The organism is Bacillota bacterium LX-D (assembly GCA_031628995.1).
Classification (GTDB): Bacteria; Bacillota; DUOV01; order DUOV01; family Zhaonellaceae; genus JAVLUO01.
Genome location: JAVLUO010000005.1, coordinates 67,236 through 86,182, shown reverse-complemented (window position 1 = coordinate 86,182; position 18,947 = coordinate 67,236). Strand labels below are relative to the sequence as shown.

Annotated in this window: 23 protein-coding genes and 1 pseudogene; 1 reads left to right on the top strand and 23 read right to left on the bottom strand. The window is 33.2% G+C overall.

Annotation, left to right across the window (positions count from 1 at the left end; all coding sequences use genetic code 11):
• Positions 1-16: 16 nt before the first annotated feature.
• Genes spoIIIAE through spoIIIAA form a run of 5 tightly spaced genes read right to left on the bottom strand, consistent with a single transcriptional unit; the run spans position 17 to position 3,399 of the window.
• On the bottom strand, positions 17-1,180 hold the full coding sequence (gene spoIIIAE / locus RDV78_06190; protein ID MDS1030082.1) for a stage III sporulation protein AE: 1,164 nt from the start codon (positions 1,178-1,180) through the stop codon (positions 17-19).
• A 15-nt stretch (positions 1,181-1,195) separates the two neighbouring features.
• Positions 1,196-1,585, bottom strand: a complete 390-nt coding sequence (gene spoIIIAD / locus RDV78_06185) for a stage III sporulation protein AD (protein MDS1030081.1) — start codon at positions 1,583-1,585, stop codon at positions 1,196-1,198.
• A gap of 39 nt (positions 1,586-1,624) precedes the next feature.
• Positions 1,625-1,834 carry a stage III sporulation protein AC gene (spoIIIAC, locus tag RDV78_06180; GenBank protein ID MDS1030080.1) on the bottom strand — a complete coding sequence of 70 codons (210 nt, stop codon included), beginning with the start codon at positions 1,832-1,834 and terminating at the stop codon, positions 1,625-1,627.
• Positions 1,835-1,849: 15 nt separating this feature from the next.
• Positions 1,850-2,368, bottom strand: coding sequence for a stage III sporulation protein SpoIIIAB (gene spoIIIAB, locus RDV78_06175; GenBank protein MDS1030079.1), 519 nt, complete (start codon positions 2,366-2,368; stop codon positions 1,850-1,852).
• Positions 2,368-3,399 carry a stage III sporulation protein AA gene (spoIIIAA, locus tag RDV78_06170; protein ID MDS1030078.1) on the bottom strand — a complete coding sequence of 344 codons (1,032 nt, stop codon included), beginning with the start codon at positions 3,397-3,399 and terminating at the stop codon, positions 2,368-2,370. Before spoIIIAA ends, spoIIIAB begins: the two co-directional genes overlap by 1 nt.
• A 340-nt stretch (positions 3,400-3,739) precedes the next feature.
• Between spoIIIAA and RDV78_06165 the strand changes: the two genes are divergently transcribed.
• Positions 3,740-4,387 carry a transposase gene (locus RDV78_06165; GenBank protein MDS1030077.1) on the top strand — a complete coding sequence of 216 codons (648 nt, stop codon included), beginning with the start codon at positions 3,740-3,742 and terminating at the stop codon, positions 4,385-4,387.
• A gap of 815 nt (positions 4,388-5,202) precedes the next feature.
• Here RDV78_06165 and RDV78_06160 read toward each other — a convergent pair.
• From RDV78_06160 to RDV78_06075, 18 genes and pseudogenes are all read right to left on the bottom strand, one after another.
• A pseudogene (locus tag RDV78_06160) lies at positions 5,203-5,775 on the bottom strand (transposase).
• Between the two features lie 222 nt (positions 5,776-5,997).
• Positions 5,998-6,438: an AraC family transcriptional regulator gene (locus RDV78_06155; GenBank protein MDS1030076.1), complete on the bottom strand. Its 441-nt coding sequence runs from the start codon at positions 6,436-6,438 to the stop codon at positions 5,998-6,000.
• Between the two features lie 87 nt (positions 6,439-6,525).
• The gene (gene efp / locus RDV78_06150; GenBank protein MDS1030075.1) at positions 6,526-7,083 is read right to left on the bottom strand and encodes an elongation factor P; all 558 of its coding nucleotides are present in this window, start codon (positions 7,081-7,083) and stop codon (positions 6,526-6,528) included.
• 24 nt (positions 7,084-7,107) lie between these two features.
• The gene (locus tag RDV78_06145) at positions 7,108-8,181 is read right to left on the bottom strand and encodes a Xaa-Pro peptidase family protein (GenBank protein MDS1030074.1); all 1,074 of its coding nucleotides are present in this window, start codon (positions 8,179-8,181) and stop codon (positions 7,108-7,110) included.
• Positions 8,171-8,623, bottom strand: coding sequence for a type II 3-dehydroquinate dehydratase (gene aroQ / locus RDV78_06140; protein MDS1030073.1), 453 nt, complete (start codon positions 8,621-8,623; stop codon positions 8,171-8,173). The genes RDV78_06145 and aroQ overlap by 11 nt, the downstream gene beginning before the upstream one ends.
• Before the next feature lie 65 nt (positions 8,624-8,688).
• On the bottom strand, positions 8,689-10,029 hold the full coding sequence (locus RDV78_06135; protein MDS1030072.1) for a TldD/PmbA family protein: 1,341 nt from the start codon (positions 10,027-10,029) through the stop codon (positions 8,689-8,691).
• A 13-nt stretch (positions 10,030-10,042) separates the two neighbouring features.
• Entirely contained in the window at positions 10,043-11,428 is a 1,386-nt protein-coding gene (locus RDV78_06130; GenBank protein ID MDS1030071.1) for a TldD/PmbA family protein, read from the bottom strand.
• 109 nt (positions 11,429-11,537) lie between these two features.
• A complete protein-coding gene (locus RDV78_06125; GenBank protein MDS1030070.1) occupies positions 11,538-12,266 on the bottom strand; it encodes an NPCBM/NEW2 domain-containing protein in 729 nt (242 codons plus the stop codon).
• Between the two features lie 11 nt (positions 12,267-12,277).
• On the bottom strand, positions 12,278-13,018 hold the full coding sequence (locus RDV78_06120) for a hypothetical protein (protein MDS1030069.1): 741 nt from the start codon (positions 13,016-13,018) through the stop codon (positions 12,278-12,280).
• A 2-nt stretch (positions 13,019-13,020) separates the two neighbouring features.
• Entirely contained in the window at positions 13,021-13,563 is a 543-nt protein-coding gene (locus RDV78_06115) for a hypothetical protein (protein MDS1030068.1), read from the bottom strand.
• A 2-nt stretch (positions 13,564-13,565) separates the two neighbouring features.
• A complete protein-coding gene (gene pilM / locus RDV78_06110) occupies positions 13,566-14,486 on the bottom strand; it encodes a pilus assembly protein PilM (GenBank protein ID MDS1030067.1) in 921 nt (306 codons plus the stop codon).
• Positions 14,487-14,489: 3 nt separating this feature from the next.
• A complete protein-coding gene (locus RDV78_06105; GenBank protein MDS1030066.1) occupies positions 14,490-14,915 on the bottom strand; it encodes a hypothetical protein in 426 nt (141 codons plus the stop codon).
• Between the two features lie 3 nt (positions 14,916-14,918).
• On the bottom strand, positions 14,919-15,248 hold the full coding sequence (locus tag RDV78_06100) for a hypothetical protein (GenBank protein ID MDS1030065.1): 330 nt from the start codon (positions 15,246-15,248) through the stop codon (positions 14,919-14,921).
• Between the two features lie 142 nt (positions 15,249-15,390).
• Complete coding sequence (locus RDV78_06095) at positions 15,391-15,765, bottom strand: hypothetical protein (protein ID MDS1030064.1); 375 nt, start codon at positions 15,763-15,765, stop codon at positions 15,391-15,393.
• Positions 15,746-16,264 (bottom strand): prepilin-type N-terminal cleavage/methylation domain-containing protein, encoded by a 519-nt coding sequence (locus RDV78_06090; protein ID MDS1030063.1) that lies wholly within the window; start codon positions 16,262-16,264, stop codon positions 15,746-15,748. The genes RDV78_06095 and RDV78_06090 overlap by 20 nt, the downstream gene beginning before the upstream one ends.
• The gene (locus tag RDV78_06085; protein ID MDS1030062.1) at positions 16,227-16,562 is read right to left on the bottom strand and encodes a prepilin-type N-terminal cleavage/methylation domain-containing protein; all 336 of its coding nucleotides are present in this window, start codon (positions 16,560-16,562) and stop codon (positions 16,227-16,229) included. The genes RDV78_06090 and RDV78_06085 overlap by 38 nt, the downstream gene beginning before the upstream one ends.
• Positions 16,563-16,596: 34 nt before the next feature.
• Entirely contained in the window at positions 16,597-17,799 is a 1,203-nt protein-coding gene (locus RDV78_06080; GenBank protein MDS1030061.1) for a type II secretion system F family protein, read from the bottom strand.
• Positions 17,800-17,897: 98 nt separating this feature from the next.
• A complete protein-coding gene (locus RDV78_06075) occupies positions 17,898-18,947 on the bottom strand; it encodes a type IV pilus twitching motility protein PilT (protein MDS1030060.1) in 1,050 nt (349 codons plus the stop codon).

Here is an 18,947-nt window from a genome sequence, read left to right as displayed (position 1 = left end):
CTTTGTGATCTATATATTAAAAGGGTCTTCCTACCTTGACCATTATACTCAGGGCCATAAACAGCATAAGAGCAATGGAAGCAACTGCACCAAAAACTAGTAACAAACAATTACCTATCGTCTGTAAGGCTTCAGCAATAGGCTTGGCTCCAAAGGGCTGTACCAAAGCCGCAGCTACTCGATAAATTATGACTACTGATAAAATTTTTAACATTGGGAAAATACAAATTAAAATAATAAGAAGCATTCCTATCATTGAAACACCACTTTTTATAAGTAGCGATGTACCAACTACAGTCTCTAAAGCATCGGATAAAAAGCCTCCGACTACAGGTATAAAATTTCCAGTAGCAAATTTAGCAGTTTTTAATGCTATTCCATCAGTTACACCGCCTGCTATACCCTGTATACCTAAAATACCAATATAAATAGTTAAGGATAGACCTATAATCCACATAGATACATCCTTACACAATTTTGCTAGATAAGTTACCTTAAAACGATCATTTATATGGTCTAAAATAAAGAGCACAGAACTAATGTAGATTAAAGGAATAACTATTTGGTTTATAATGTTGCTAAAAAATGCAGTTGAAGCTAAAGTTACAGGGTTTAAAAGGGCTGCAGATGAAAAATGACCTACTGAAACAATTAATGTAATTAATAGGGGTAGCAATGAATTAAAGAAGCTTACCATTTTATCAACTGTTTCCCTAGCGATTCCTATAGTAAATGTAAAGCTCCCCAAAGCTATGGTAAGTAAGGCCAGCCCACATACCCAAAAGGTAATTTTACTTAGACTGTTTTCTGCAAACGCATAATGAATATTTTCTAGCACAGCATATAATACTGCTAACACAATTAAAATGCCTAGCAAATTAATGTTAACCAATATTTCTGACCAAAAGTAATTTAGTAATCCAGGAAAAAAGGATTGTAAATCAATTTTTAATTTTCCTTGTTTTAAATCCTCAAACATCCTGGATAGATCCAAATCAGGAAGATATTTACCAACATCCCTATCTACTTGATTAATATAAGATTCAATTTGGGATAAATCTAAATTTTCCATTTCCTTGCTAGGCAAACTGGAAATATCTTGACTAGCAAAAGCGTTACTAATTAAAACAAAGTATAGCAGCAGTCCAGTTGTAATGATTCGTAATAGTTTTAACCTCAACTTAAAATTCACTCCTTAAGGTAAAAGACGAATAATTGACTCTAAAACAGCAGCGATTATTGGCATTGCTAAAACCATGACAATTATTTTTGCAGCAAATTCTATTCTGCCACCAATTGAACTTTCACCAGCATCTCTGCATACTTGAGCTGCAAATTCTGCAATATAAGCTATCCCAATTATTTTTAAAATCGTTCCTAAGTAATATTGATTAACATTTGCTCTATTGGCCAAATCTTGTAAAATTCTAATACAATAACCGATTTTTCCTATCATAGTTAAGAAGATGATTACTCCAACTATTGCACTAATTAAGAGAGCATTTGCAGAAGCATTGCTCTGTTTTAAGAATACTATAATAATCGTTGCAACTAATCCCAGGGCAACAATTTGTATAATATCCATTAATAATCCACCTTTCAGGAGCTACTGCATAAATTATTATTAATACAACTGAAAAACCTGCTCAACTGCTCTAAACAATTTAGTAATTACGGGTACAACTTGGATTAATACGATAGCTATCGCTACCACAAGGGATAAGTAAGCGTACTCTTCTCGACCAGCCTGTTTTAAAAACGTGTAGAAAATTGTTGTAATAATTGCAATGGCTGCTATTTGAAAAATTAGTCCAATATCCATTAAGTTAATCATTGTTCCACCTCACTTTTAGTACATTATTAAGACAATTATCATTCCCGTTAAGAATCCCATGGTTTTACATAAACGTTCGTTTTGTACTTTTTTTTGTTCTGCTTTGTACTCTTGCTGTTTTAAATATTCTTTAGTTAGTTCTAAATGTTTAATTTGTTCCTGTTTATCAGAACTACCTAAACCCATACCAAAATCGTTTAGAATTGACAAATCTTCTGGATCAAGCATTATTACATTTTTAATTTTAGCTACTCCCTTTTCCCAAGCTTCAGCCGCAGTTAACCCGTAGCCAGACAATAATCCTTCTCTTGTAGTTAAAAATAATGTATCAAGAGGCTTTGAACATCTATGAGCTAATTTTTCTAAAGCTATAGGCAAAGGTGTAGAAGCATAGACTATTTCTGTTTCTAATAGATTTAACAACGATCTTAACTCTCTAAGCTGAATTGGTCTTAGCTGAAAGTACTTTCCAATGCGAAAGCCAAATAGGCTGCATACTATAATTACTAACAGCGCACCAATGATTTTTAACATCACACACCCCCTCCTTGAATTGGCCTTGTTATCAAATTGGAATTAGTCTTAGCATCTAGAATTTCTTCTATTGTCCCAGGCCCTAAAGTTCTGCCTAGTATTATATATCTATCAAATATTTTTCTATTGATTAAAGCTTGCAAGCTGGGACGCTGTTGAATATCATGTACGTTATAACCATGCACTGTAGTTATTACAGTAACTCCTGAATTAATAATTTCTTCCAGGGCTTGGACATCTTCTACACGTCCTATTTCATCAGTAGCAATTATTTGTGGTGACATGGACCTTACCAGCATCAGCATTCCTTCTGCTTTAGAACATCCATCTAAAACATCAGTTCTTATCCCAACATTATTTTGTACTGAACCCAGGTAGCAAGCAGCAATTTCTGAACGCTCATCTACTAAACCAACGTTAAAGCCAATGTTTTTTTTGCTTACTCCATTGCTAAATTGCCTAATAATATCTCTTAATAAAGTTGTTTTTCCGCAACGAGGTGGGGAGACAATCAATGTATGATATGCTCTATTATTTTTTTCATCATACAAATACGGCATAACTTTGTCCGCACATCCTAAAACTTCTTTTGCTAAACGTATATTTAAACTGGAGATATGTTTCAAAGATTTAGCCTTTCCGTTATCCAGCACTACTTCACCTACAAAACCTACACGATGACCACCAGGTAAAGTTAAGTATCCGTTTCGCAATTCTTCTTCGATTGCGTAAATGGAACATTGGCTAATTAAATGTAAGGTTTTTTGAATATCTTCTAACGTAACTTTATATGCTTTAATAGCTGAATTTACTATACCATCTTGATTTAAATAAATTTCATCATCACCAGATTTTAAAATTAAAGGCTTATTCTCCCTGAAACGTATTTCTTCTAAAGCATTAAAAGCGTTGGTATCCAATTTATCAAATATATTTCTTAAATTTATAGGTAAAAGAGAAATTATCTCTCCTTTAACTCGACTTGCAATATTTCCATTGTTTGAATCATTTGCATTATAAATGATAGACATATTCGAAGTTGTCCCTCCCTTCATTACTATAAGTATTATTAATTTGGTAATTATATGCAAAAAAAGCCAACTAAAATTTTATTAGTTTATTTGCTCTTGATACGCCGTGGGAAGACTGAACAATAGGGGATTTCCAAATTTTGAAGGATACGAAGAAATGCGGTTTTTGGAAGCAAAGGAAGAAAATTAAAACCAAACATGATAACCTTGTGAAACTTGGAATGGAAAATTACAAGGCTTGGGAATATAGGAACACAAGAAAAGGCTACCGGCGAATTGATATGCTCCCTTTATGGTAGACAGTTAAAATAATAAAACTGTTCCATAAGGGAGTTTTTTTGTGGGAAGAAAAAGTAAAGCCTCGTTTGAAGAAAAATTGAATGCTGTTGAGGATTATTTGAATGGCATTAATACTATTGAGCAAATTTCTACCGCTTTACACGTTAGTCGTTACACTATTTTACAATGGATAAGTAAATACCAAACCTATGGTCCAATTGGGTTACAAAGTTTACCCCAAAATACCTGTTACCACAGTGACCTAAAAATCCAAGCAGTTACTGATTATCTGGAAGGTAGAGCTTCTCAGTATGAAATCTGTAAAAAGTATCATATTTCATCTCACAGTGTTCTTCAAAGATGGATAAAGAGTTACAATGGTCATGAAACAATGAAATCTCATAATTCAAAAGGAGATAAACACATGACCAGTGGTAAAAAAACAACTTATGAAGAAAGAGTTGAAATAATATCATTCTGTATAGCAAATAATGATAATTATCAACTAACCGCGGAGAAGTTCGGGGTTTCCTACCAACAGGTTTATACCTGGACAAAGAAGTATAAAGAAGACGGATCTGAGGCGCTTACCGACCAACGTGGAAAACGAAAAGATCTGGAGGAAATGACAGAAACCCAAAAACTTACTGCACAGGTCAAACTTCTTGAAGCTGAAAATAACGGTTACAGATGGAGAACGGCTTCTTAAAAAAATTAAAAGAAGTGGAAAGGAGGCGAACTGGGAAGATAAATATACAGCCATTAAAAAGTATAACGAAGAAACCAGATTCTCAATAACTGAAATGTAGAATAGCAGGTATTGCTCGTTCTGCCTATTATAAATGGTTGAACCGTCCAGAGAGTGAGTCAGATAAGGAAAATGCAGTGATTCTTGATGTCATGATTCAACTGTACACGGAGGTCCGAGGTATTTACGGGTACCGGAGGATGAAACTAAACATAAACCGAATACTGGGAAAGAAGTATAACCATAAACGTATTTATCATTTAATGAAGTCTGTTAACATGAAATCTGTTATCCGCAAAAAGAAAAAGAATTATATTCCAAACACGCCGCAGATTACTACTGAGAATATATTGAATAGGGAATTCCACGCTGATAAACCAAACCAAAAATGGCTAACTGATGTAACAGAGTTCAAATTAACAGATGGAATGAAGGGAGTGTCAATTATTTTGTGTATTTGATTTTTCCGTTTAAATATTTTGAATCTAATTTGTATTGTTTTCCAGCTTTAGGGTAATATATTCATTACCTGCTAGGAGGATAAGGCAACTGCTGGAGAGCAACCTGATCGTCTAGCAAGTAACGAGGATAGCCATGGATCGGTTTCGTGGCTATTTTTTTTATGGCTATCCTTGGAAAAAAGCGATAAACTTTGGGGCGAAGCCCCATTAAATTACTGTCTGAGTTTCTATTCTATCACTGAAATAGATTGCAAATTGGGAGATACAATCTTTCCATTCCCTTATAGGCATGGTCCATTTTTTTGTAATATTATGTCCTTCCATAGTAATACCTAAAACATTATAAGCCGCTTTATTTACTATCCTATTATCCTGGCGAACTTTAAAGTGAATTGCATCAAGAAAGACAATAGGGTAAATACGATCTAGGGGTCGTGACTGTCATTCTACAATCATTGGCATAATTTTGTCTGTAATTTTACTAACCATAATTGGTGGTACGTCAATTCCATAAATATCGCGCATATGGCCTTCAATATCGGGAGTAGACATGCCCTTGGTATACATAGCGATAATTTGATCTTCTGATTGATTTGAAGTTGTTTCATATTTTTTAATGACTTGCGGCTCAAATTCAGCATTACGGTCTCTAGATATTTCAAGCTCAGATTTGCCAAACCTGGTTTTAATGGTTTTTTTGCTGTATCCATTGCGGCTATTTCCACTATTATCACCAGAAGGTTCATGCTTTTCATAGCCAAGGTGTTCATCCATTTCAGCTTCTAAAATTTCTTGTAGTGTGGTTTTAAATAATTCTTTTAGTTTTTCTTGAATGTCTTCTACACTTTTACAGCCCTTTGCCAGTTCTTTAGCAAAAGAGTTTTGCATAAATGATCATCTCCCTTAATGGTAAGTTTAACCAAATACACAAAACTCTTTACATTCTCGAGGACGCTGAATAAAATAATTATTCAGCTCCTAAATCGATTCCAAAATAAGCAGTAACTTTAAATATAATTTTTAAAAGCAAGAACAACCATATATTAAAAAAAGAGTCGATAAACATCAACTCTTTTAAATTTAATTAAACATCGAATCTTCTATTAAATTCTAAATCTCATCATCTTCATGATTACTATTATTTTTATCAACCACAGCCTCAAATTCTTGATCATTTACAAAAACTACTGTTTCGCAGTTTGGACATGTGACTTCTATCAAGTCTTCGTCATCTAAAATATCTGCATCAAAATAAACAGTATCATGACATTCCGGGCATTCAACTTCTATGTAATCATTTTTATCCTCATCATCGTAGCTATCATTGTTTTCGTAAATTTCTTCTTCTAAATCATATAAGCCATCATCAATAGTTTCTACATAATTTTCCAACTCTTCATGCCCAGCTTTTATAGATTTTAATTCATCAGCCATTTCTTCAAGAACTTTAATTATTTCAACAATGATTCGACCTTCTTTACTAGAAGCATCGATTTCCAATCCATCCATCAGACCTTGAAGATATGCAACCTTCTTTGATATATCCTGCAATTACAATTCCCCCTTTTATTTAATTTACAAGCAATAGTATTACCTAATTAAGGGAGTTATAAACACCAAACACAAACTTTACTAAGTTTATGCTCTTTGTACATATTGCCCTGAACGAGTATCAATGATTAAAGAATCTCCAACGTTCACAAATAATGGAACTTGTACAACTGCTCCTGTTTCTAATGTTGCAGGTTTAGTTGCTCCAGTAGCAGTATCGCCCTTAACTCCGGGCTCTGTTTCCGCTACTTTTAAGATTACTGTATTAGGTAATTCCACACCAAATGGCTGTCCTTGGTAAAATAAAATATCAATATTCATATTATCAATTAAATATTTAACAGCTTCATCCAGCTGGCTTTCAGTTAGTGTCATTTGTTCATAATTCTCGGTATCCATAAAAGTGTATTGATCACCATCATGATATAAATACTGCATTTCACGCTTTTCAATATGAGCCTTTGCTACCTTTTCACCAGCTCGGAAGGTACGTTCTACAACAGCACCACTCCGACGATTTTTTAATTTAGTTCTAACAAAAGCTGAACCCTTTCCTGGTTTTACATGTTGAAACTCTACTACAGTAAAAACATCCCCATCAAGTTCAATTGTTAAACCTGTACGAAAGTCGTTAGATGAAATCATAAATAAACCTCCTGCTTATTGTGATTATAGTTCAATTAATTTTTTTGTTGAATTAGTTAAGACTTCGAAGCCAGTACTTGTTACTATTATTGAGTCTTCTATGCGCACTCCACCAAAACCCTCAATATATACTCCAGGCTCTATTGTAACAGCCATTCCGGCAGCCAATAAAATATTTGATTTAGGGGAGAGCCTTGGCTCTTCGTGTATCGCTAGACCAATGCCATGGCCTAGGTTATGTCCAAATTCTTTGCAATATCCTGCTTCTTTTAGATAGTCTCTTGCAATCATATCTACTTCTTGGCAACTCAATCCTTCTCGAACGGCATATAGCGATCTAAGCTGAGCCTCTAAAACAGTATTATATAATTTTTTCTGTTCTTGACTAGCTTTGCCTACCACTACAGTTCTAGTCATATCAGAATGATATCCATCGTAAACTGCCCCAAAATCAAGGGTAATAAAGTCACCATTTTCAATTTTTTTAGTTGATGGCACTCCATGAGGAAGTGATGAGCGGTAACCAGAAACAATAATCGTTTCAAAAGCAGGTTTTTCAGATCCATGCTGCTTCATATAATATTCAAGCTCATTAGCAACATCTCGCTCAGATACTCCTGGCTTTAATAGCTTTAGAATATATTCAAAAGCAGCATCTGCAATTTGGGCAGCTTTTTTCAGACTTACAATTTCCCTCTTATCTTTAAACTGCCGCAAATTTTCCACAATGCCATTTGTTGCTTTTAACTTAATGGGTGTAATAATTTCATTCCACTCTATAAATTGGTGATACGTAATAAAATCACTTTCAAACCCAACCTCTTGAATGGCTTCCTTTTCTAAGATAGTTTTTAGTGTCTTGCTTAAATTAGATTTTTGGTCAATAATTTCAAAACCTACTGCTTCTAATTTAGCTTGTTCTGTATACCTAGCATCAGTAATAATATGGTTATTATTTAAAGTAATAACGGCTAAACCAGATCCACCCTTAAAACCAGTTAAATACATCACATTTTCTGGCTTGGCAATAATAATAGCCTCTAAATTTAATTTATTGAGGCTTTCTTTTAATTTTTGAATACGATTATCAAACAACATTACTATTTCCTTCCTGACCTAACAACAAAGCTGCTTTAATAGCTAAGATGTAACTTGCTGTTCCAAAGCCACAGATTTGCCCTACAGTTACTGGAGCTAAAATTGATTTATGTCTAAATTCTTCACGAGCATAAATGTTCGACATATGCACCTCAATCACCGGAACTTTAATAGCACTTATTGCATCGCGGATAGCGATGCTGTAATGAGTATATGCTCCCGCGTTTAAAATAATAAAGTCATAGACTCCCATAGCCTTGTGCAATGTTTCAATTATCAGCCCTTCATAATTAGACTGTTCGAATCTAAGTTCTACTTGGTGCTGATGGGCATATTCGCGCATTTGCTGTTCAATCTGTTTTAAATCTTGGCTCCCATAAACATTTGGCTCTCTTGTTCCTAGCAAATTTAAATTTGGCCCGTTAACAACTAAAATTTTCAAGAAGACCCTTCCTTTTAAACATGGCAAAATTTTACCATAATTTTAAGTAATTTGATAGAGTAAAATTAGATTCCACTAATTGTCATATTAGCAATTCGGATAGTTGGTGATCCACTTCCAACAAAAAAAGTAAGATCATTAGCTATGGAATCAATGTTTTCTAAAAGGGTAAACACATTACCCGCGATTGCTACACCCCTTACTGGAGTTGTCAGCTTTCCATTTTCTATTAAAATACCTGCAGCTCCAACGGAGAAATCACCGGATATTAGGTTAGCAGTATGCATACCCATTACCTCTGTTACATATAAGCCCTTAGGAATTTCCTCAATTAATTGCTCTTTAGTTTTTTGTCCTGGTTTAATAAAAAAGTTAGTTGTGCCTATTTCAGGTGTACTTTTAAAAGAACTTCTTATTCCATTGCCTGTGGACTCAACTCCTTCTTTACACGCTGCGTAACTATTATATAAGTAATTTTGAAGGATCCCATCTTTTATTAGAACAGTTTCACTTGTTGCAATACCTTCACCATCAAATGGGGCAGAAAGTATTGCCCCTTCCATAGTACCATCGTCGACAATTGTAATAACATCCGAAGATACTTTTTTCCCTTTTTTCCCGGCAAAAATGGATTTATCTTTTTGAACTGCTTCTGCAGACAAGGATGGTGCAATAATACCTAAAAAATTAGTAGCCACATATGGATCTAATACAACTGTGGACTTTTGAGTTCTTATTTCCTTGGCACCAAGCATATTTACTGCTCTAAACGCTGCTTTGCGACCAATTTTTGCTGGGTCTAGCTTTTTAAAGCTCAAGCTATAATCTAAACTAAAACCAGTTTGACTATCCCCGTTTTCTTCTGCCACTAAATAAGCATATGCTCCGCAGTAAGCACCTTCGTAACTATTAGTAATACCATTTGAGTTAGCTAAAGCAATTGAATATACTGCATCCTGGTAAGTACAATTTTCTATTATCTTAACTCTAGGATCGAAGGCCATTGCTTCTTTTTCTATGCTCTTAGCTAAATAAATTTTCTCTTCTATAGATGTTTCATGTATCGAACTATCTAGCAAACTTAATTTGGGATAGCTGCTGCTAGGCTTAGGTAGTACATTAAATTCATCAATGTGATTTTTTTCAGCATTGGCTATGGCTTGTTTAACTGTGGCCACCATTGCCTCTTCACTTAAATCAGAGTTATAGGCAAAGCCAACCTTATCGTTTATAATAACACGCATACCTAGTCCTTGGGAATCCGCAAATTTCATTGCTTCAACTTGCTGATAACTTACTTCTACATTTAATTCTTTAGCTGTTTCTAGATAGGCTTCAGACATATTCGCTCCTAAACTTTGGGCAATTTCTACTGCTTGCTGTGCTTTTCTTTCTAAAATATTCATCTTAAGTTCCTCCTTAATCTAGTAATCCGCCTACTATTAATTCTGGAATCCTAAGAGTTGGCTGCGCATCAGTAACCGGAACTCCTTGCCCATCTTTTCCACATACTCCAATACCAAAGCCTAGGTCATTTCCTATCATATCAACCATTTTTAAGCTATTGGGGCCGTTACCTGTTAAAGTAGCTCCTTTAACAGCCTCAGCAACTTGTCCGTCTTTGATTAAATAGCCTTCTGTAACATCAAACACAAAGTCACCAGTAGTTGTATTCACCTGACCCCCACCCATTTTCTTAACTAGCAAACCTTTAGAAGTTGATTTAATAATTTCGTCCGGTATCATTTTCCCTGAAGCAATATAGGTATTAGTCATTCTGGTTATGGGTCGGTTTTGGTAGGATTCTCGACGACCATTACCAGTTGATTCTTTTCCATCCTTTTTAGCCGTTAATCGATCGTACATATAATCTTCTAAAATACCGTCTTTGATTAATACTGTTTTTTGTGCTTTCATACCTTCATCGTCAAATCTAAAAGATCCATATTTGCCTTGCAAAGTAGCATCGTCAACTACAGTAACTAATTTAGAGGCAACTTCTTGTCCTTTTTTACCAGCATAAACCGAAAGCTTTTTTTGCACTAAGTCTGCTTCTAAGCCATGCCCACAGGCCTCGTGGACCATAGTTCCTCCTGCCTCACCTGCCATTACAACAGGCATTTTCCCAGCTGGTGCAGGTTTAGCAGAGAGCATAGATATGGCTCTTTGAGCTGCTTCTTTTGCTAACTTAGCAGGGTCGTGTTTATCAAAATATTCAAATCCAGAAAAGCCACCCATAGACTCATAACCCGTTTGGATATTTCCTTTATCTACAGCTATGGCATTAACTACTAACCTGGTTCTAATTCTTTCATCCTCTACAAAATTTCCTAAAGAATTGGCAATTGTGATATTTTGCACTACATCACCATAGCTAACAGTGACTTGTTTAATTCGACTATCTACCTCTCTAGCGTATTGGTCACATCTTTGCACAATTTCAACTTTATCGTCTATTTTAACTTGTTCTGGCCTTTTTAAAATGGGAAATTTCAATTCTGGTTTAACTTCTATTAGGTTTATGGATAAAGATTTTTTTTGGTTTTTAACTGCTTTGGACACAGCCTCTGCAATTTTATTTAGCCCATTTAATGTAATATCATTCGTAAAAGCATACATAGTATTATCCCCGTTAATAACTCGAACTCCCGCCCCATTTTCTCCACCGGAAACTACGCGTTCTATTTTATTAGCTTCACAAGTAATACCAGAAGTCATTTTTCGTTCTATATATATTTCGGCAAAATCTCCACCTTCTTGTAATGCCGTCTGTAAAACTTCACTTAATTGGTTCCGACTTAACATTACTTCACCTCTTAAACCTATATTTCCTTGTAGTATTATTCAAGCACAATTAGAATATTCCTTCAAAGAAAAATACAAAAAGCCCTTAATAAAATTTCAAGGGCTATAATTACTGATGAAATGAAAAGTTAGCTAATGCAACAATAATTTTATCGTAATCTCCCACTTCGCAGTCATGCCAATCAATTTTAATTCGTAAACGTTGTACTTTTGCCACATTAATATTAATATAAAAAGGATAAAAAGATGGTTTTATCGTTTGACTTTTGTATATTTCAGATTCGTCTCCATAAAAAGTAATCGTAAAACCGCCTTTGCTATTTCTAGTTTCATCATCTATTCCAACATATCCATTCAGTAAGTTGTATTTACCTTTGAGTTCGAGGACAACTTCTTTTGAGCCCTTCGCTAAATCAGCTTCAATTCCCCTGGCAAATTCTCTACCAGAAATTTTAATTTTTCTAGTCTTTTGTTGGTAAAAAGGCCCGACGTTACGCAACACGGTAATTTGCTCTAGTGGAGTCGAAACTTTTTTTGAATCAAGGTTAGATGTTTTTATTTCAGTTAAATACAAACTAGAATTTTTTCCCTGCCAATCTGCGCTTACACCTAAAATCTCACTTAATTTTCTTATAGGTATGAACATGGTTCCTTGTTTAACTTGTACGATAGCATCTATCTGTTGATTAAATTTCTTGCCGTTAAAATATATATTAATTTTTTTTAATTTATAATTACTTTCCTGTGAGGAGGCAGAAAAGGCTATAGGTATACTCCCAATTAAAAAAATAATGGTTAAAAAGATTATCAAAATTGCCTTAAAATGAGTTTTAAACATATTTCTCACCTTTATCGAATAGGAAATTTATAGTTATCATCATAAAAGTTTTCATTTTTCTTCTGATCACTACCAACAGTCTTTGTTTTCTTTTGCTCAATACCATCTAAGGTTTTCACTGTTTTTTCTTGATTTTTTTCAGCTTTAACTTGGGGAAGCTCTTGAGATTTAAGCAGATTTTTTTCCAACTGCAAGTCTATAAATTCATTTTCCTTTCCCTTTTGTTTATTACTAATATAAAATTCAACGGTGAATTCTGCCGTAGCTATATCAGGAGGTTCAATTTCGAAAGTAGGATTTACTATAATTAAATTTGAATTCTTTTCGAGTTCCTGGATGTACTTCATTATCTTCAAATAGCTTCCCTGAACTTTTAACTTGATTGGGATACACTTTGTTGCTAAATTATTTTTAATAGGCGACGGCTTTATTTCTAAAAAAAGTAACTCCTTTGAATTGTTCTCTAGTCTTACAAGGAGTAGTTCATTAGGTATCCCAGTTGTAAATTTTTGACTCAAAGTGTTTAATTTTAATTTTATGCTTTTATTTTGATTAGTATATTGTTTATATTTGCTAATATATTCTTTTTCAAATTTTATTTGTTCGACTTTAGAATGGTAGGAAATTATATTGCTTTCTATTTTGTGCCATTCTGGTAACCAATATTGTTTCATAACAATTATCCACAATAAAAAAAGCCCAAAAATAAGATTAAATTCTTTTTTATCTATTGTTAACCTTATTCGTTGCATAATTAAACCACATCCTCTTTCAGGTCAACAATAATTTCAAATTCAATATTTGTGTTTTTCTCCAATGACGTTGTAGCAATATTAAGATTTACTTTATTACAAAATTCTATTTTACTAAGTTGATAAATGAAAGCACCAATAGTAGTTAATTTCGAAGTAGTGCCCCTAATTAGTAATTTATTATTACCTTGTACCTGGAGTTTAGTTAAAGATACAGTACTAGGTTTTTTGTTATTTATTGTGCAAAATATTTTATTCCAATAATTTTTTTGTTCTAAAATTGATTCGTATTCTTTTATTTCCTTTTCATGTTCTGCTATTTCACCCTTGATAATATTTATCTGCCTATATATAATTTGATTTTGGTCTAATTTTTGGGAAATTTCCATGTTCTTACTCTGGAGAACGTAATTAAATCCCTTGAAAATTAAATAGGTTAACAAAGTAATTAGTAGTAGTATACCAACTGTAATCTTACCTATAAAGTAAAATGAATTAGGTAATGAGCTACTTCTCAATTCCGCAGGCAGTAAGTTTATCTCCATTATTAATTTAACCCCCTTAATGCCAACCCCCCTGCAACACTAAAACTAGGATCTAGAAAATCGTTAGCAGCTAAAATGCCAACTAAAGGGTTACCTAATTCTACATCTATATCTAACTCTATATTTAAAAATTCTATTAAGCCAGGAAGATTAGATCTTTCCCCTGTTAAGATAATTTTTTTAACCGTTTTTCCTAAAAATTTTAGTGAGCCTTTTAATTCATTTATAAGCAATTGTAAATTACTCGGGATTATTTTTATATCAGTAAAATTAATAGTTTTCGTCAATAATAGCTTGTTTTCGGACACAAGGCAAAAAACTGCTCTTTCATTTCCAATATCTATAATCGCATATATATTAAAGTCGTTAGGGGGCCAAGGGAAAGTTCTGCAAAGAGCACAGGGAATAATATCTAAAGTAGTAAGTTTTAACCCTACACTCTGAAATGTATTGTAATATTGAATACTAATTAGCTTTGGTACTATTGCTGCCAAGATTAGCATTTTTTCGTTATCCTCAACTTGGGTTTTACCAAAGCAAATGTAATCAAAGACAATTTCCTTTTCTTCAAAATCAATTAATTTTTGCAATTCCCAGCTTACCGCATTTTTTAACTCAGTTTGTGGCATTAGCGGCAAATAAATTGGAATTACCTTTATTTTGCTACTATTAATAGCTATAGCTATTTGCTTTCCCTGCCAACTCTGTTCCTCAACAATTTCCTTTAATAATTTAATAAAGTTTTTTTGATCTATTATTTTTCCATCATCAATAATACCTAGTGGCAAATCAATTTTCTGTAATCCGATCAACTCACAATTCTTAAAAGAACCTCTTAGTTCTACCAATTTAATATACGATGAATTTATTTCCATGCCTACAACAGATTTAACGCTACTAAAATATTTAAGTATACTAAGCATTTTTTACCCTTCAGACCAGTTAATTCTAATTAATTTTACCTGTTTAGGGAGTTGAGGATTAATTACAATTCTTATGATTTCCTCAACAGTTCTACGAGCCCTACCGATCTTTCCAACAGAAATAATTGTATACAGATCTGCTTTACGAGTTATTTTTATATTTACGTCCCCTTCACCAATTTCCTTATTAATACTAAGATTATTGATAGCAGAATAGTTACTGTTAATAATAATTTTTTTTGCTTCCGCCAAACCAGCTTCAGCAAGATAAAATGCTTTTGTTGAATTGCTTAGGTTTTTTAATATTCTAAATTCACTCACCGTAACAGAAGCAATAGCACTGCCAAAAGTCAATATTAAGAGAAAAATAAGCAAAACAAATATCAGAACAAACCCCTCTGAATTTTTACTTAATTTAATAAATAACACCTCCTATTTATTTCTGAGAAAAAACATATTCTCTAAAACTACATTTTCACCATTCGGCTTAATTGCAGTCAATTTAACTTTGGCAAAATTATTTTCCACTTTAACATTAAAGCTGTTTAAATAGCTTGCTATTGGGTCATTAGCATAATTTTTCCATAGCTGTTTTCCTCTAACTCCCGATGGACCGAAAATATTTTCATTTTCCAATCTATAAGTTATAACACCATCCTTAGTATTCAAAACTAGCTTGCTTAACTCCGAACTAAAACTAATAGAACTTGCTTTTCTAATATCGCTGCCCACAGACTCCATGGCAATACTAAGATGCTGCATAAGCTCTATACCCGCATCAAATCTTTTATAAGCCTTGATACTTAAAGCCTGCAAATTTAATACCGGTAACATTATTAAACTAAGTATTGTTAATGTAACAACTAATTCAATTAGAGTGAATCCTTCTTCCACTTTCTTTAAATTAATATTTAAACACCTCTGTAGTTAAATTTACCTCTTTAGTTTTGTTATAAATAATATATTTTACTGTAACCTGAATCATTTGTACGTTAGAATCGGTTTCAAATATTTTTGTATTTATTTCATACCTACCAATAATTTCAGTATTCGATCCAGTAGGTAGAAAAGTATCCTGCGAATTAAATGTGCCAATTAAATTTTCAATTTTTGCTTGTCCAAGATATAAAGCCTTTAACTCTAGATCAGATTGATTTTCAATCTTAGCACCTAATTCATAAAAAAGCATCCCACCGACAAGGGTAGATGATATAATTACAGTAGTTATAACTAATTCAATTAATAAATAACCTGAAGTATTATAAAGGCGGTACATCACTCGTTCTTACTCTCCCTACGCTATCAACAATTACATACATTTTTCCACCGTTCGGTGTTTCCAAAATAACAGTACCTGCATTACAATTTCCAATTGTATTAAACGTAAGCGTTTCCAAGGTAAAAGTAGTCTTAACAAGTGAAATTCCTGACTTTATGAATATTTTTTTATAAGTTTCAGTAGGACCATACCGAATTACATAAGAGTTAGGTTCTTGGGGAACACGCTGTCGCCGAAAAAGAACAGTAATATTCCTTTCCTCGGAAATTGCAAGTTGTCTGGCTTCTCGCAGGTTAACGGTCATTATTCTGGCTGCATTTATTAGGTTTTGCTTCTCAATTGTTTTTCCTAAAGAAGGTATATATATAAATGTTAAAAATGAAATAATAGTTAGAATAACAACCAATTCCAGCAAAGAAAACCCTTGGTTATTATTTTTTTCAAATGCATTTTGTTTTTCATTACTCATCAGAAGTTTTACTACTAGACACTTCTCCATTATCAATTTTATAATCCCCTCCCCAGGGATCTTTTGGTATCTCTTTTAATATATCGGAGTCTACTAATTCATGTAATTCTTCAGGGTATTTGTTATTTTCCGCATAATATAGTTCGGCAGCACTTTGCAAAACCCTTATGTCTGCCTCTACCTTTTTATTTTTTGATTTATAAGCCGCGTCTGAAAAAGACGGAATGGCAATTGAAGCTAACAATCCTATGATTACAATTACCACCAGCAGCTCTAACAAAGTAAATCCATTGCTATTAAGTAAAAAACTTTTTCTAATTTTCAACATATTCTTAGCCCCCCAAAAAATTAACAGCAATATTTTAAAGAGAGTTAATTGCATTGTAGATAGGTAGTAAAACCGCGCCGACAAAAGCACCTGCAAGAACGCCCATTATAATTGTAGTAAAAGGCTCAATTAATAAGTTTAGTCTGCCGATTAAATGGTTAATTTCTTCCTCATAAAAAGTACTAAGCTTTTCCAGCATCCGATCAAGTTGTCCAATTTCTTCTCCAATTTCAATCATCTGAATAACTAAGGGTGGAAAGGCTTTGTTGTGTAACAAAGAACTGGAGATACTTTTTCCTTGACGAATACTGCTTTGTATTTCATCTAGGGTTTTTAAGATAATTCTATTGTTTACAGTTTTTTTGCTCATCTCAAGCGCAAGCAAAATTGGCGTACCGGCATCTAAAAGCACACTTAAAATTCGAGCAAAACGAGCAATTATTATTTTCTGCAATAGATCGCCGAAAATTGGTATTTTCAGTTGAATTTCGTTCCATAAAGCTGCTCCCCTTTCCGTTTTATAAGTTTTTTGCATAAGTATTAACAAAATAACCAGACCAAAAACAAAAAAGTACCAGAAATTAACGATTAAATTATTTACTCCAAAAATTAATTTAGTTGTAAATGGTAATTCAATACCTAAGCTCATAGCCATTTCTTGAAAAGCTGGCAATACGTAACTTGAGACAATATAAGCAGAGATAAAAAAAACAAAAATTAAAATGACAGGATAAATCATAGCAGTTTTTATTTTTTCTCTTATGTTATAATCTTTTTCAAAATAAACAGCCATGCGACGTAGTATTTTATTCAAGGTTCCACTAACTTCCCCTGCCCTAAGCATGGATATCATCATATTTGGCAAAATATCTATATGTTTTTCAAAAGCTGCAGCAAGTGAAGTACCTTCTTGTAAGCTCTGTCCTACACTTTTAAGAACATGATGCAATTTTTTATTTGACACTTGATTCTGAAGGATTGTTATAACAGTATATAATGGTAAACCAGAATCATACATAGAAGAAAATTGGCGGCAAAAAATCGCTAGTTCGGAAGGAGGTATCCTAAAATTAAAAATATTCTGCAATTTAAATATATCTTCAGTATTAACTATTTTTATTATATAAAGATTTTGGTTGCGTAATTGTCTAACTACATCATTAATATTTTCAGCTTCTATACGACCCTCATATAATTTCCCAATTTCATCTCTTGCCTTATAAAAAAATTTAGGCATCAACCAAGCTCTCCATTTTTTTATATTAAAGTTAAATTATTGATTATATTCTATATGCAGTTGTAAATTCCTTCATTAAAAAACAAAATGTAACAAAATTACTTATTAAAGTAACTATTTTTATCAGTATTTCTAGCTAAAAATTCCTCTTGGCTAATTAAACCCTTTTGAAGCAAATTATTTAACGCCATATCCATTGAAACCATTCCATACTTTGCTCCAGTTTGAATGCTGGAGATAATCTGATACGTCTTTCCTTCTCTAATTAAATTACGAATGGCAGTAGAAGCAACTAAAACTTCAAATGCAGCAACTCGTCCTTTCAAATTTTTCAGTGGAATAAGTTGCTGAGATACAATTCCTTGCAAGCTATCTGCTAATTGAATGCGAACCTGTTGCTGTTGGTGATTGGGAAATACATCAATAATGCGATCTATTGTCTGGGATGCTGAACTTGTATGCAATGTGGCAAAAACTAAATGGCCAGTCTCGGCAGCAGTTAAAGCAGTACTAATGGTTTCTAAATCTCGCATTTCTCCTACCATAATAACATCGGGATCTTGGCGCAAAGCAGCCCTTAAAGCAGCTGCAAAACATCTTGAATCTGAACCAATTTCCCTTTGATTAACAATGCTTTTTTTATGTTTATGCGTATATTCAATAGGGTCTTCCAAAGTAATAATATGGCAATTATGTTCATTATTAATTTTGTCAATTAAAGCAGCTAAAGTTGTTGATTTACCGCTTCCCGTTGGCCCAGTAACTAAAACAATTCCACTATTTTTCTTAGTAAATTCATTTAAAATAGTTGGTAAATTTAATTCTTCAAAAGACAAAATTGAAGAATTAATAATTCTTAGTACTAAACTAATGGATCCCCTTTGATAAAATGCATTAACCCTAAATCGTCCAAGTCCAGCAATTGAATAAGCAAAATCAAGTTCACCATTTTGTTGTAATAAGCTGAGCTTTGAACTGTCCAACATTTCTTTAGTAAAAAGCTCATTCTTTTCTGGAGAAATATTTTCAAAGTCAAGTTGAGGTTCTAAGCTTCCATTTACTCTAAAAACTGGCCTTTGCCCAACAGTCAAATGAATATCTGAGGCCTTTTTATTAAGAGCAGATTGTAATATATCTTTCAAAAGCAT